Source organism: Pseudomonas sp. 37 R 15 (assembly GCF_900004865.1).
GTDB lineage: Bacteria > Pseudomonadota > Gammaproteobacteria > Pseudomonadales > Pseudomonadaceae > Aquipseudomonas > Aquipseudomonas fluorescens_AM.
Window position 1 is genome coordinate 20,297 of record NZ_CVTV01000013.1, and the last position, 12,839, is coordinate 33,135.

General features: G+C 62.8%; 14 protein-coding genes and 3 pseudogenes. 3 read left to right on the forward strand and 14 right to left on the reverse strand.

Annotated elements, in window-relative coordinates:
• Window positions 1–91: 91 nt before the first annotated feature.
• Window positions 92–181 (reverse strand): annotated as a pseudogene (locus BFQ04_RS29885) (hypothetical protein); the annotation flags it as partial.
• A gap of 95 nt (window positions 182–276) precedes the next feature.
• Window positions 277–1,518 (reverse strand): D-amino acid dehydrogenase, encoded by a 1,242-nt coding sequence (locus BFQ04_RS03195; protein WP_065949558.1) that lies wholly within the window; start codon window positions 1,516–1,518, stop codon window positions 277–279.
• 108 nt (window positions 1,519–1,626) lie between these two features.
• On the opposite strand from BFQ04_RS03195, the gene BFQ04_RS03200 reads away from it, so the two are divergent.
• Entirely contained in the window at window positions 1,627–2,529 is a 903-nt protein-coding gene (locus BFQ04_RS03200) for a LysR family transcriptional regulator (RefSeq protein WP_065949559.1), read from the forward strand.
• 108 nt (window positions 2,530–2,637) lie between these two features.
• On the opposite strand, the gene BFQ04_RS03205 is transcribed toward BFQ04_RS03200, so the two are convergent.
• Window positions 2,638–3,255, reverse strand: a complete 618-nt coding sequence (locus BFQ04_RS03205; protein WP_065885378.1) for a PAQR family membrane homeostasis protein TrhA — start codon at window positions 3,253–3,255, stop codon at window positions 2,638–2,640.
• A 143-nt stretch (window positions 3,256–3,398) separates the two neighbouring features.
• Between BFQ04_RS03205 and BFQ04_RS03210 the strand changes: the two genes are divergently transcribed.
• Entirely contained in the window at window positions 3,399–4,313 is a 915-nt protein-coding gene (locus BFQ04_RS03210) for a LysR family transcriptional regulator (RefSeq protein WP_065949560.1), read from the forward strand.
• A gap of 121 nt (window positions 4,314–4,434) precedes the next feature.
• On the opposite strand, the gene madM is transcribed toward BFQ04_RS03210, so the two are convergent.
• The 11 genes and pseudogenes from madM to BFQ04_RS03260 all read right to left on the reverse strand — a co-directional run bounded on the left by madM (window position 4,435) and on the right by BFQ04_RS03260 (window position 12,447).
• A complete protein-coding gene (gene madM / locus BFQ04_RS03215; protein WP_065949561.1) occupies window positions 4,435–5,199 on the reverse strand; it encodes a malonate transporter subunit MadM in 765 nt (254 codons plus the stop codon).
• A gap of 1 nt (window position 5,200) precedes the next feature.
• Window positions 5,201–5,605: a malonate transporter subunit MadL gene (gene madL / locus BFQ04_RS03220; RefSeq protein WP_065949562.1), complete on the reverse strand. Its 405-nt coding sequence runs from the start codon at window positions 5,603–5,605 to the stop codon at window positions 5,201–5,203.
• Between the two features lie 67 nt (window positions 5,606–5,672).
• Window positions 5,673–6,572 (reverse strand): malonate decarboxylase subunit epsilon, encoded by a 900-nt coding sequence (mdcH, locus tag BFQ04_RS03225; protein ID WP_065949563.1) that lies wholly within the window; start codon window positions 6,570–6,572, stop codon window positions 5,673–5,675.
• Window positions 6,569–7,165, reverse strand: coding sequence for a malonate decarboxylase holo-ACP synthase (locus BFQ04_RS03230; protein WP_065949564.1), 597 nt, complete (start codon window positions 7,163–7,165; stop codon window positions 6,569–6,571). The genes mdcH and BFQ04_RS03230 overlap by 4 nt, the downstream gene beginning before the upstream one ends.
• Window positions 7,159–7,929 carry a biotin-independent malonate decarboxylase subunit gamma gene (mdcE, locus tag BFQ04_RS03235; protein WP_065949565.1) on the reverse strand — a complete coding sequence of 257 codons (771 nt, stop codon included), beginning with the start codon at window positions 7,927–7,929 and terminating at the stop codon, window positions 7,159–7,161. The genes BFQ04_RS03230 and mdcE overlap by 7 nt, the downstream gene beginning before the upstream one ends.
• Window positions 7,926–8,768, reverse strand: a complete 843-nt coding sequence (locus tag BFQ04_RS03240) for a biotin-independent malonate decarboxylase subunit beta (protein WP_065949566.1) — start codon at window positions 8,766–8,768, stop codon at window positions 7,926–7,928. Before BFQ04_RS03240 ends, mdcE begins: the two co-directional genes overlap by 4 nt.
• Window positions 8,761–9,060 (reverse strand): malonate decarboxylase subunit delta, encoded by a 300-nt coding sequence (locus BFQ04_RS03245; protein ID WP_065949567.1) that lies wholly within the window; start codon window positions 9,058–9,060, stop codon window positions 8,761–8,763. Before BFQ04_RS03245 ends, BFQ04_RS03240 begins: the two co-directional genes overlap by 8 nt.
• Window positions 9,060–9,893: a triphosphoribosyl-dephospho-CoA synthase gene (locus BFQ04_RS03250; protein ID WP_065949568.1), complete on the reverse strand. Its 834-nt coding sequence runs from the start codon at window positions 9,891–9,893 to the stop codon at window positions 9,060–9,062. Before BFQ04_RS03250 ends, BFQ04_RS03245 begins: the two co-directional genes overlap by 1 nt.
• Window positions 9,894–11,564, reverse strand: coding sequence for a malonate decarboxylase subunit alpha (mdcA, locus tag BFQ04_RS03255; protein ID WP_065949569.1), 1,671 nt, complete (start codon window positions 11,562–11,564; stop codon window positions 9,894–9,896). It lies immediately after the preceding gene.
• Window positions 11,565–11,833: 269 nt separating this feature from the next.
• Window positions 11,834–11,956 (reverse strand): annotated as a pseudogene (locus BFQ04_RS30275) (DUF6124 family protein); the annotation flags it as partial.
• Window positions 11,957–12,027: 71 nt separating this feature from the next.
• A complete protein-coding gene (locus BFQ04_RS03260) occupies window positions 12,028–12,447 on the reverse strand; it encodes a hypothetical protein (RefSeq protein ID WP_065949570.1) in 420 nt (139 codons plus the stop codon).
• Window positions 12,448–12,671: 224 nt separating this feature from the next.
• On the opposite strand from BFQ04_RS03260, the pseudogene BFQ04_RS29890 reads away from it, so the two are divergent.
• A pseudogene (locus BFQ04_RS29890) lies at window positions 12,672–12,767 on the forward strand (addiction module antidote protein, HigA family); the annotation flags it as partial.
• Window positions 12,768–12,839 lie beyond the last annotated feature (72 nt).

Sequence of the window (12,839 nt, forward strand, 5' to 3'; positions counted from 1 at the left end):
CCGATGGCGGTGAATCAGTCAACTTATAGGTAGCTGACCGACTGCTATCGGGAGCAAGCCCCCTCCCACAGTTGGATTGGGTTAGCACTTCTTACTCCACCGGGTCGCTGACCGGCTTGGCGATAATCGCCTTCAACTCGCTGGTCATCGGGAATTCCAGGTTCAAACCCTTGGGCGAAATCGCATACGCCTGTGTGCCCAACAAAAGCCCCAGGGTGCAGCCGGTCAACAGGATCTTTTTCATTGTTATTCTCCGTTGGTTCGCGGGGTAGAGACTCAAGCAGCGCAGGGGGCCAGGCCCTGCATGTCAATGGAAGGCGTGCGCTGATCGATCAGTTCGGCCAGCAGTTGGCCGCTGCCGCAGGCCAACGTAAAGCCAAGGGCGCCGTGGCCAAGGTTCAGCCACAGGTTGCGATAGCGACTTGCACCGATCAGCGGCACCCCCGTCGGCGTGGCAGGGCGCATGCCAGCCCATTCGACTGCGTGGGTGTAGTCACCGGCCAGAGGAAATGTCTCCAGGGCCTGACGTTTCATCAGGGCCAGACGTTTGGGTTCAAGCCCCGTGTCGAAACCAACGATATCCACCATGGCCGCGACCCGCAATTGCTCGCCGATACGTGCGTAGACGATCTTGCGATCATAGTCGGTAATGCTCAGGTTCGGCGCCCGGTGTTGCGCGCCAATCGGCACGCTCAGGCTATAGCCCTTGAGCGGATACAGCGGCAGCGCCAGCCCCGGCAAGCCCAATTCGGTGCTGCGATGCCCGGCCGCCAGCACCAGTTGCTCCACCGGCATCACTTCGCTGCCCAACTCGATGGCCTGCACTGCACCGTCGGCATGGTGGATCCCGGTGACCTTACGCCCGAGCCTGAACGTGCAGCGCCCCGAAGCCTCCAGCCGCGCTGCCAGGCGTTGGCAGAAAGCATGGCAATCGGCGACTTCCTCGTTCGGTGTGTAGATACCGCCGACAAAATCACCCGCCGCCAACGCCGGCTCCAAGCGCGCACAATCGCGCACGGACAACACCTGCTGCTGCAACATGTCCGTGACCTTGCTGCGCGCCTGCTCGAAGGTATTGGCATTACGGAACGTCACCAGCTTACCGTTACGTCGCCAATCGAAACCTTCCAGGCGATCATCGATGCGCCAATGCTGCAATGTGGCCTGGCTCAAGGATGCGAGGCGCAATAAGTGCGCGGCGTTGCGCCTATTCACCGAACCCCGGCAGGCGGCCATAAAGGCTCCCATCCAGCGCCATTGCTGGGGGTCGAGCCGTGGGCGCAGTTTCAATGGCGAGTCACGGCGCAGCAACCAGCCAATCGCCTGCAGCGGCACGCCTGCATCCGCCAGCGGTGCGACATAGCGATAGGACAACTGCCCGCCATTGGCGAAGCTGGTTTCGCTGCCCAGTCTGTCGCGCGCGTCGATCACCGTCACTGCATGGCCAGCACGCACCAGTGCATACGCGCTCGCCAAACCGATCACTCCACCCCCGATGATGCAAACCTGCGCGGCCATTCCCGCCTCCCGCCGTTGATTCAAGAAAGCTCAAGCGTAGAGGCAGGTGACAGCTCACCGACAATGAATAAAGATGGGTCACCTATAAACAAAGGTTATGGACTCGCCATGCGCTTGCGTCATATCGAAATCTTCCAGGCCATCCGCCAGACGGGCTCCATCAGCGCCGCCGCGCAGTTGCTGCATGTCTCGCAACCGGCGGTGACCAAGGTGTTGCAGCACGCCGAACTGCAGTTGGGCTTTGCACTGTTCCTGCGGGTACGCGGCAAATTGCAGCCCACGCCGGAAGCCCTGGCGCTGGAAAGCGAAGTCGAGAAAGTCACCGCAAGCCTGCAAGGCGTGCGGCGCCTGGCTAACAGCCTGCGCCGCGAACCTGGGCAGAGCATCCGTATCGGTGCGATCCCGGCGTTGGCGCTGTCGCTGCTGCCGCCGTCAATCCTGGAATGGAAGCGCGATTACCCGGACATGGCCTGCGAGCTGTCCAGCGACCATAGCCGCGAACTGGTGCAGAAGCTGTTGATGCGCGAGATCGACCTCGCGCTGACGCTCAACTTCTCCGGCCATCCGGGGCTCACGACCCAAGTGCTGGCCAACGGCGTGCTGGTGGCGTTGGCGTCCGAGGGTTATTGGCCGGAAGCCGAACGCTATCAGCCCCTGCCGTTGGCCGAGCTGGCCGGAGCGCCGTTGATCGGCCTGTCCAGCGCCGACCCGCTGGCAGCGAAGCTGGGCAGTCACCTGGAAAATATCGACCCGCCGCCACGGGTGACGATCTCGGTGCAAACCTATTCCCTGGCACGTGCGATGGTCGAGTCCGGCGCCGGTCTGACCGTGATCGATCCGTTCACCGCGCTGGGTGCCTCAACCGCCACCACCCAGATCCGCACGCTCACCCCACCGCTGCCCATCACCCTCTACGCCCTGACCCGCGCCAATGAGCCACCACCGCATATGCTGGCCAAGCTGCTGGAGATTTTCGGCAGTCGCGCCTGTGAACTATTGGCACGTCTCTAACAACACCGCAGATCCAGTGTGGGAGGGGGCTTGCCCCCGATAGCGATAGATCAGCCAGCACCTGCATCGACTGACTTCCCGCCATCGGGAGCAAGCCCCCTCCCACACTCAAAGCACGTAATGCATGATCGCCACAAAATGCAGCAGGCTGCCGCCGATCACAAACAAGTGCCAGATCCCATGGGAATGGCGCAGGCGGTCCTCCAGGGCAAAAAAGATAATGCCCACGGTGTACAGCACCCCGCCCGACGCCAGCCAGATAAACCCCGCCGTGCCCAACGCGGCGAGCAGCGGCTTGACCGCCACCAGCACGATCCAGCCCATCACCGCATAAATCACGATCGACAGAATGCGCGCCTCGGAACGCGGCTTGATCTCCTGCAAAATGCCGATCACCGCCAGCCCCCACACAATCCCGAACAGCGTCCAGCCCCACGGCCCGTGCAGCGTCACCAGGCAAAACGGGGTATAGCTGCCGGCGATCAACAGGTAGATCGAAAAGTGATCGACCTTCTGCATGATCTCTTTTCGCCGCCCCCGCACGCTGTGATACACCGTCGAGGCGCTGTACAGCACGATCAGCGTAAAGCCGTAAATCGCCACGCTGACGATCTTCCAGGGGCTCCCATCCAGGCTCGCCACCACCAGCATCCACACGGCGCCAATGCACGCCGCAACGGCACCGAGCAAATGGCTCCAGGCGTTGAATCGTTCTCCGTGGTACATCTGTCACCGACCTCCTGTAACCCCAAGCACATGCGGACAAGCGTCCTGCCTTGCGCATCAGAGTGCAAGCGCGTTATGACGTTCCGACGACGCCGCGCCGTTTTGCGGGCACAATCGAGGTCATGCGAACCAGAGCCACGGCCATGTTGATCGACGAAGAATTCACCCTCAAAAAGCTGGAAATCTTCCTGGCGTTCATGCGCACCGGCAACCTGGCCCGCGCTGCCGCCGAGTTGCAGACCAGCAACGTCAGCGTGCACCGCGCCATTCATTCGCTGGAAAATGCCCTGCGCTGCCCGCTGTTCAAACACGAGGGCCGCAACCTGACGCCGCTGGAAAGCGCCTATGTACTTGAAGAGCGCGCGCAGAAGCTGGTGGCCGACGTGGTCGACAGCGTGCGCCTCACCCGCGAAGCCGCCGGTTTCTCCGCCGAACGTTTCAAGCTGGGCTCGCTGTATTCGCTGACGGTCAAGACCGTCCCGCAACTGATCATGGGCCTGAAAATCCGCCGCAGCGAACTGAATATCGACCTGATCCTGGGTTCCAATTTCGACCTGCTCTACAAGCTCAAGAACATGGAAGTGGACGCGATCCTCATCTCCCTCGACGAGCACGCCAACGACCCGGACTGTGAGCAGATCGCACTGTTTTGCGACGACATCTTCCTCGCTACCCCGGCCGATTCCCCGTTCGACCGTGAGCGGCAAATCGACCTGGCCGACGTGCGCGATGCCACCTTCATCACCCTCACCCAGGGCTTCGCCACCCACCAGGACGGCAACCGGGTATTCAAGCAGGCGGGGTTCGAGCCGAAGGTGGCGATGCAGGTCAACGACATCTTCACGCTGCTGAGCATGGTCAGCTCGGGGGTGGGTTATGCGCTGTTGCCGGGCAGGATCGCGGCGGTGTACGAAAACCGCGTGAAGCTGATACCACTGCAGCCCAGGTATCGGTTGCAGCAGCATATCGGCGTGGTGTTCCTGAAGGCCAAGGAGCGCGATCCGAATTTGCTGGCGCTGTTGGCGGAGTGTCGGATGTATGCCAATCGCCAGGCCTGAGACCGCTATCGGGGGCAAGCCCCCTCCCACGCTTGACCGCGTTCCAACATGAGAATGCGGTCAACATGTGGGAGGGGGCTTGCCCCCGATGGCGCCCGACCAAACACCGCCGCCTCCAAAACTACCCGACCAATCCCCGCACGATGAAGTACAGCAACGAAGGCCCAAGCAGGCAGCCCAACCCGGTATGAAACGTCGCCGTCAGCGCGCCATACGGCACCAACCGCCGATCCGTCGCCGCCAGCCCCGCCGTTACTCCGCTCACGGTGCCGGCCAAGCCCCCGAACACCATCGCCGAGCGCGGGTTGTCCAAACCCATCCAGCGCGCCGCCACCGGCGTGCCGACCATCACCAGAATCGCCTTGATCAACCCGGTGGCAATCGACAGCGCCATCACATCCGAGGTCGCGCCAATCGCCGCACCGGTCACCGGGCCGACGATGTAAGTCACCGCGCCCGCCCCGATGGTGGTCATGCTGATCGCATCGCGATAGCCGAAGGCCCAGGCCATGCTCGCACCGACGATGAACGGCAGGATCGTACCCAGCAGCAGGGCAATCACGCCGATCATGCCGGCTTTGCGCGCCTCGGTGGCCTGCACTTCAAACGCCGTGGCGACGATGGCGAAATCCCGCAACATCGCGCCGCCCATCAGGCCGATACCGGAGAACAGTGCCAGGTCCGCCAGGCCCTTCTGCCCGCCCGTGAGCGTGCCGCCGACCCAGGCCAGCACCAGACCGATGACGATGGCAATCGCCGAGCCATGGATGCGCCCGAACGTCAGGCGCTTGGACAGCACCACCGAAATCCACATCACCACGCCCACAAAGGCGAACGCGGTGACCAGCCCGTTGTGTTCCAAACCTTTTTCGATGAGGTCCCACATATCAGCGACCTCCTGCAGCGAGGATCAGCGGCTCTTCGGGCGGCAAAGGCTCACCCTTGTGCGTGCGGCTGATCAGGGCAATGGTGCAACCACACACCACCACCGAACCGATGGCCGCCAGCACCGCAACCGGGCCGCCGTGCAATGCGGTGACCACGTTCTGTTGCGCGGCCATCGCCACGACCACGGGGATGTACATGGCGCCCCAGAAACCCACGCCCATCTCGCAATCCTTGGTCATGCCGCCGTGCTTTTGCATCCACAACCGCGCGCAGATCAGCAGGATCATCGCGATGCCCACGCCGCCCACATTGGATTTGACGCCCAGCAACACGCCGAGCATATCGCCCATGATCACGCCCGCGAGCGTGCAGATCGCCAGCAATGCCACACCGTAAATAATCATTGTTGTTGTCCTCAAAGTGCTCGATCGAAATTTTTGTTGTTGTGCTTCGAAAGCCTTGGGTCGTGCTTTATCGGTGGCGGCGCTCCTCCTCTTGCAGCAGCGCCTGCAAGGTATCCAGGCGTGCGCCTTCGCAGGCGATCACCGTGCCTTGTTCGAAGACGCGGCGTGACAGGCCGGTGAGCACCGCGCCCGGTGGCAGTTCGATCTGCAGGCGCACGCCGCGCTCGTAGGCGCTTTGCACGGTGCCGCGCCAGTCGACGACGCGGCACATGTTGAAGGCCAGGTCATCGCGCAGGTGCAGGGGGTTGTGAATGGGCCGCGCGCGCGTGCTGCTCAGGTAGGTGACGCGCGGCGCCTTGAGCGGGACGAAGGCCTGGGCGAGGACCTTGGCCGGTGCGTCCAGCAAGGCGCAGTGGGACGGTACGCTGACGGCCAGGCGCTTGGCGATGCCGTTGCCCTTGATGCGTTCGGCGACACGCTTCATCGCCGCGTCGCTGCCGGCAATGACCGTCTGGTTATCGGCATTGATATTGGCCAGGTACACCGGGGTCTGCGGGCTGTGGATTTCGGCGAGCAATGTTTCGACGGTGGCTAACTGCGGGCCGATGATCGCGGTCATTCCGTAGCCTTGTGGATAAGCGCTTTGCATCAGTTCGCCGCGCAGACTGACAAGTTTGATTGCATCGGCAAAGTCCAATGCGCCGGCGATGACAGCGGCGGGATAGGCGCCGACGGACAGGCCCGCGACGTAGTCCGGTGTGTGCTGCAACAGACGCGCATGCGCCACGCCAGCGATCAACAGGCAGAGCTGAACGGCGCGCGTCAACTCAAGGGCCTGTGCCGAATCGAGCCGGCGCACGTCTTCACCCAGGGCAGCGCTGGCCTCGTCAAGGACCTCGACGGGCAGCGACTGGAGCATGCCGACTCGCTGGGCGCCCTGCCCCGGAAATACCAACAGGCTGCTCATGCCACCGCCTGCCAGGGGTCGACGACAAGGTGCGCCCCGTTGGCCGTTTTCAGCAGCACTCGGCGGGAAGCGCCCGCCCATTCACGCAAGGCGACAGCGCCGACGGGGGTTTGCAGTTGCAGGTCGACGGTGCACGGTGCGCTATCGAGCATCGCCAATAGCGCGTGCGCCTGCTGACGCTCAAGCGGCTCGGGGGTGCGCAGGATCAAATCCAGATCGCTCGCGGCATGCAACGCTTCGATGCCGCTGGCCAATTCGAAGCCGGCACTGCCGCTGACGCCCCAGTCGTTATGCGCCAACAACGGCCGCAGTTGATCGAGTGCCCGCAGCGCCGGCAAATCCCGTGGCGAGGTCGCGTCCCGCAAAGCTTCGGGGGCCACACGCCGTTGTACCGCAGCAATGGGCATCTGCGCGGCAAAGCGCTGCTCACGCAAACGCCCCCGCACACCGACCGCCACATGGCCCGGCTCGACGATGGCGCGGCGCACCACCACCGGGTGGCCGGCGCTGAGCGCATCCACCACCCAGCCGGGCGCATCGGCGCGCAGATGCGCCGGGGTCATGCCCCAGAGCAGGTCGTGGGCGTTCACCATTGCTCCCGCAGCAACTGGCGCACGTGGCTGGACGCCGCACGATTGGACGCCCCCAGGCGCCCGCTCAGATCGGCGCTATCGATATCCTTGATCGCATTCACCAGGCAATCGCTGACCCGTGCCACATCGTCCGCCGTTGGCTGTTCAATCTGGCTGACCGTCAACGTCTCCCACAGCAACCCAAGGCTGGCATAGCTGGCGATGTCATACGCCATCGGCGGCACGCTGGCGGCCAGGGCTTCAAGCTCTTCGACGCTGCGCAGGGTGACCCGCGCCGCCGAGGCCTTGCCCATGGCATGCACCATCACGCCGGGGTCGCGCAGGGCAATCAGGCGATTGGCCTGGTAACCGTGGGCGAGGAACGCGCCGGACATGGCCTTGCCCACCAGCAGCGCAATCACCGGGTGCCCGGCCAGACGGGCGCGGGCGTAGCTGTCGGCGGCGGCGGCCAGGGCTTGATGGATGCCGAGGGCTTCTTCACGGCGGCCATAGGCTTGGCTGGGCACGTCGACGATAGCGATCAGCGGGCGTTTGTCGCCCCTGGCGATAGCGTCATCGACGGCCTTGGCGAGCCCCCAACCTTCCAGCAAGCCGACTTCGCCATTGCGTGCGCGCGCAAAGCGGTTGTTCGGGTCGGTGACCACCGCGAGAAAGCGCACGCTCTGGCCGTTCAATTGGCCATCGGCGACCTGGAGCGAGTCGGGCAGCCCTTGTACCGGCGTCGCACCGGTGCTCAGCGCGTTAAACCACTGCAAACCTCTCATGAGCGTTCTCCCTGATACAGCGCGCGCACCGTCGCCGGGTCGATCTGCGGCGTAGCGTCCAGCTCGGCCAGGCGCGCCAGATAAAAATCAGCGCGGCGGCTACGTTGTTGTTCGGGCGCGCCTTGCTGCAACAGCGCGCTGACGGTCTGCTGGATATGCACCACATCGTCGGCCACATAACGGTCGGCCAAACCACTGTTGAAGCGCTGTTCGCCACCCGTAAGGCTCCAGATAAACGGACGGTCGCGGGAGTCGTATTCGTCCAACCCGGCTTCCTGTTCGATCACCTGCGGGCCGTTCAAGCCCAGGCGCGCTTCACGGGTGACCACCAGATAGCTGCACAACCCTGCGGCAATGGACATGCCGCCGAAGCACCCCACACTCCCCGCCACCACGCCGATCACCGGCTGGTACTGGCGCAGATCGACAATCGCCGCGTGAATATCGGCAATGGCGGCCAGGCCGAGGTTGGCCTCCTGCAAGCGTACGCCACCGGTTTCCAGCAGCAGCACGGCGCGGGTCGGGATGCCGTTGCGGTTATCTTCAGCGGCCAGTTCCAGCGCTCCGGCGATCTTCGCGCCGCCGACTTCACCGAGGCTGCCGCCCTGGAAGTTACCTTCGATAGCGGCAATCACCACCGGCAGACCGGCAACGCTGCCTTTGGCGATGACCACCCCGTCATCCGCCTGGGGCACGACGCCCTGGCGGCTGAGCCACGGCGACATGACACGTTGAAATGGGTCGATCAGCTCGCGAAAGGTGCCGACATCCAGCAACGCCTTGGCGCGCTGCCGAGCACCGAGTTCAACGAAGCTGTGTTTGTTGAGCCAATCAGTCATGGCCGATCTCCTCGAAGCCTTGCTCCAGGCGCAAACGCACCACGCCGGGCGTGGCGCCGAAATCGTGGATATCAATGTTCAAGGCCGGTGGCGTCTGTTCCTGGAAGATGCGTTCGAACAGGTGCTGCCAACGTTGCTCGGCGCCATTGACCGAGGTTTGTACCTGGATGGTCAGCGTGCCGGCGGTGCCCGGTTCCAGCAGCACTTCAAGGTCGCCGGAGCCGACGCACCCCACCAGCGCACGGCCTTTTGGCGGCTGCCCGGCGGGGAATTCAAAGGATAGGGTTTGCATCACAACGCTCCGTCGAGGCGGTCGATAAACAGGCAGGCGGCCAACAGGTCGGCGGCACCGCCGGGGGAGGCATTCAGGGCCAGCAGTTGTTGGTCCAGCGCGTGCAGTTGGCGGCGGCCGGCCAGGGTTGCACTGCCGCCGGCGTCGAGCACGGCCTGGGCGCCCTGTTGCAGGGTGGTCAGGCCTTCGTAGCCGGCGCGGTAGAGCACGCAGGTGTCGGCCAGTTCGGTCATGATCGCGAGCAAGGCGTCCAGGCGTGCGTTCTGTTCTCCGGCGTTTTGCCGGCGGCTCTTGTGCAATTGCGGCAGGCCACGTTGCGTCACCGCGGGGAAGCCCAATTGCGCTTCTTCACGGGCACCGCGAGCGCCGTAACGTTGAGCGACCAGGACGCCGTGGCTCAGGGTTTGTGGCGCATGTCGGTCGTTGAGCAAGGCTAATCTGGCCGCGTTCAGCGTAACGGCGCCAGGGTCCAGGGCCGCTGCGGCGGTGAGCAGACCGAGTGCCCAGATCGCGCCGCGATGAGTATTTACGCCATTGGTGGTAATGAGCATCGCTTGCTCGCCTTCGCGGCCAATACGGCCGAGGGCTTCGCGCAGAGGCAGGCCGATTTCGCCGATTTCAAGCGCGGCCTCGGCCATTTCCTTGAACATCGGCCACAGCGACAGCGCCGAGGCGTGCATCAAGCCCAGGTGCAAATCGGTGTGAGCGCCGTTGCCTCGCCGGTCTACCAGGGCAGGTTTGGGCGACAAATCCGCTTCATCGATCAGCGCATCGACCGCCATATCCGCCAGGCGATCGGCCAGGCTCACTTCATGCAGTTTGAGGGCGCGCATCTACCAACTCCTGAATTTGGCGGGTGGGTTGTACAGGCCGCCGGACCAGTCCACCAGGTCGGCCACGCTCTTGGCGGCCAACAGCTCGCGGGTGGCGTCGGTGCGACGAATGCCAAGGTCTTCGGGCAGCGCAATCAAGCCTTCGCGGCGCATGCGGGCGGTGTCCTTGGGGTTGTGGCGCATACCGATGGCAGTGACCCCGGCGACGGCAGCGATCATTGCCTGGCGTTCTTCCAGGGAACGCGCCTTGTACAGGTAGGCGATGCCTTCTTCGGTGAGCAGGTGGGTGACGTCGTCGCCGTAGATCATGATCGGCGCCAGGGGCATGCCGCTTTTACGCGCCACTTCCACCGCGTCGAGGGTGTCGACGAAGGTGGGTTTGCCGCCTTCCTGGAAGGTCTCGACCATTTGCACGACGAGTTTTTTGCCGCGCTCAAGCAAGGCTTCCGGCGCGTCGTCGTGGCGCATGTCCAGCCAGGCCGGTGTGCCGTGGCGGCGACCGCGTGGGTCGTGGCCCATGTTCGGCGCGCCGCCAAAGCCGGCGAGGCGGCCACGGGTCACGGTGCTGGAATGCCCGTCACCGTCCACTTGCAGGGTGGCACCGATAAACAGGTCCACCGCGTACTGGCCGGCGAGTTGGCAGAACATGCGGTTGGAGCGCATGGAACCGTCGCGGCCGGTGAAGAACACATCCGGGCGTGCGGCGATGTAGTTTTCCATGCCCAGTTCAGTGCCGAAGCAATGCACGCTTTGCACCCAGCCGCTTTCAATCGCCGGGATCAGCGTGGGGTGCGGGTTGAGGGTCCAGTTGCGGCAGATCTTGCCCTTCAGGCCCAGGGATTCGCCGTAAGTGGGCAGGATCAGTTCGATGGCGGCGGTGTTGAAGCCGATGCCGTGGTTGAGCGACTGCACATTGTGTTTTTCGTAGATGCCACGGATCGCCATCATCGCCATCAGCACGTGTACCGGCTTGATATGACGTGGGTCACGGGTGAACAGCGGCTCGATGTAGAACGGCTTGTCGGCCACCACCACGAAATCCACCCAGCTGGCGGGGATGTCCACGCGCGGCAAGTCGGTGACGTCGTCCACCAACTGGTTGACCTGCACAATCACGATGCCATCGCTGAAGGCAGCCGGTTCGATCAGCGCGGGGGTGTCTTCGGTGCTGGCGCCGGTGTAAATGTTGCCGGCGCGGTCGGCCATAAAGCCGGCCGAAAGCACCACGTTGGGAATCAGGTCCACCACCAGGCGCGCATAGAGTTCGATGTAGGTATGGATCGCGCCGATTTCCAGCAGGCCGTCTTCCAGCAACTGGCTGATGCGCAGGGATTGGGTGCCGGCGAAGGAGAAATCCAGCTTGCGCGCGATGCCTTTTTCAAACAGGTCCAGGTGCTCGGAACGCCCGACACTGGGCATGATCATGTGCAAATCGTGGAGCTTTGCGGGGTCGGCCTTGGCCAGGGAACGCGAGAGGAAGTCGGCCTGCTTCTGGTTGTTGCCTTCCAGCACTACGCGGTCGCCGGGGAGGATCAGCGCTTCAAGGGCCTCGACGATCTTGTCGCCGGGCAGCACCGCCCCGTCTGCAAACTGTTTGACCAGCCCGAGCCGCCGCTGCTTCTCGTCGCGCCGCCGCGTCCAGCGCGAGTCGGGGGTGATGGTTGTTGTCATGGTTGCTCCACGGGGGGGTTGCTGTCGTGGGGCTTTACCTTAGGAGTGATTCTTGGGGCCATCAATCAAGCTGGGCAGCAAACCGTTACGCCTGGAGTAACGAAGACCAAAATGTGGGAGGGGGCTTGCCCCCGATGGCGGTGGGTCAGCTGATAAATAGGTGGCTGATACACCGCTATCGGGGGCAAGCCCCCTCCCACATTTGATCCGTAGCGCCTGCTAGATAGCGGTCCCAGAAAGGGAACGATCAGTCCCTGATTGGGACCGTTTCAAGAAGCTGGGGACGGGCTGACTTGCTCCAATGCTCTATCGACCAACAATTGCCCCAACTCTGCCATTTGCTGAATCCCGAGCATGATGGCGCGCTGGGAGGTGTCCAGATCGAAGGCCAGGCGCGCGGGCCTCTCATCACAAGTTCATGCACGGCCCAAAATCTTGCAGGAAAAGTCCGAGAGCCAGCTCATCACAACACCATCATCACCTTGACCTTCCCCAGGCCTTCCAGTGCATAACTGTGGTACTCATAGACTCTTCCCTGAATAACCAGCTGCAGGGCCCCCCCGTCATTATTGACTTGGACATCCGGCTCTTTTGTTTTGAGAAAAGGAGGTGCAGACACTAATGCGCTGAGTATTTCCTGATCACTTCCCAAATCCTTATGCACGTAATACCTGTAGGAAAACCCCACCGTCGCGCCACCTTGGCTATCTCGCGCACCATAGATCGACATACCGTTGCCCAGGGAATGCTTCAACACCACTTCATCCAGATCCGGTGTGCCAGGCGACAGGATCCAACTGCCGCCGATATAAATCAGGCAGACCACAAGCAGACAATTACGCAGAACAGGCATGAGGCGCTCAGTGGCCTTGCGAAATGGCATATTCAATACCTCTTCTTATCCAATAATATTAGTCCCGAGGGTCATCACCAAAAGGCTCACCGCCGCACCATGATTCAAAATCCGGCGGCATTAACAGTACAGCCATTTGCGGATCCTTGCTGGCAGTGAGGAACGCAGAAACTAACCACTCCACTCCGGCCTGAACACCCGCCTAATCCAAATCAGAACTCGCCTACAGCAACTCCATCCTATTCCGACATACCGCCCATTTATGGTTGTCGATGCAAAGTGCCTACGACTTATGTCAGGCCGAGCATCGGGAGCAGCCGGTGATTGAGCGATTTGCGCGGATTGATTGAGAATGGAGAAAGTGGGAGGGGCTTACCCCCGATAGCAGTGGGTCAGCTAACACATTTCTGGCTGATACACCG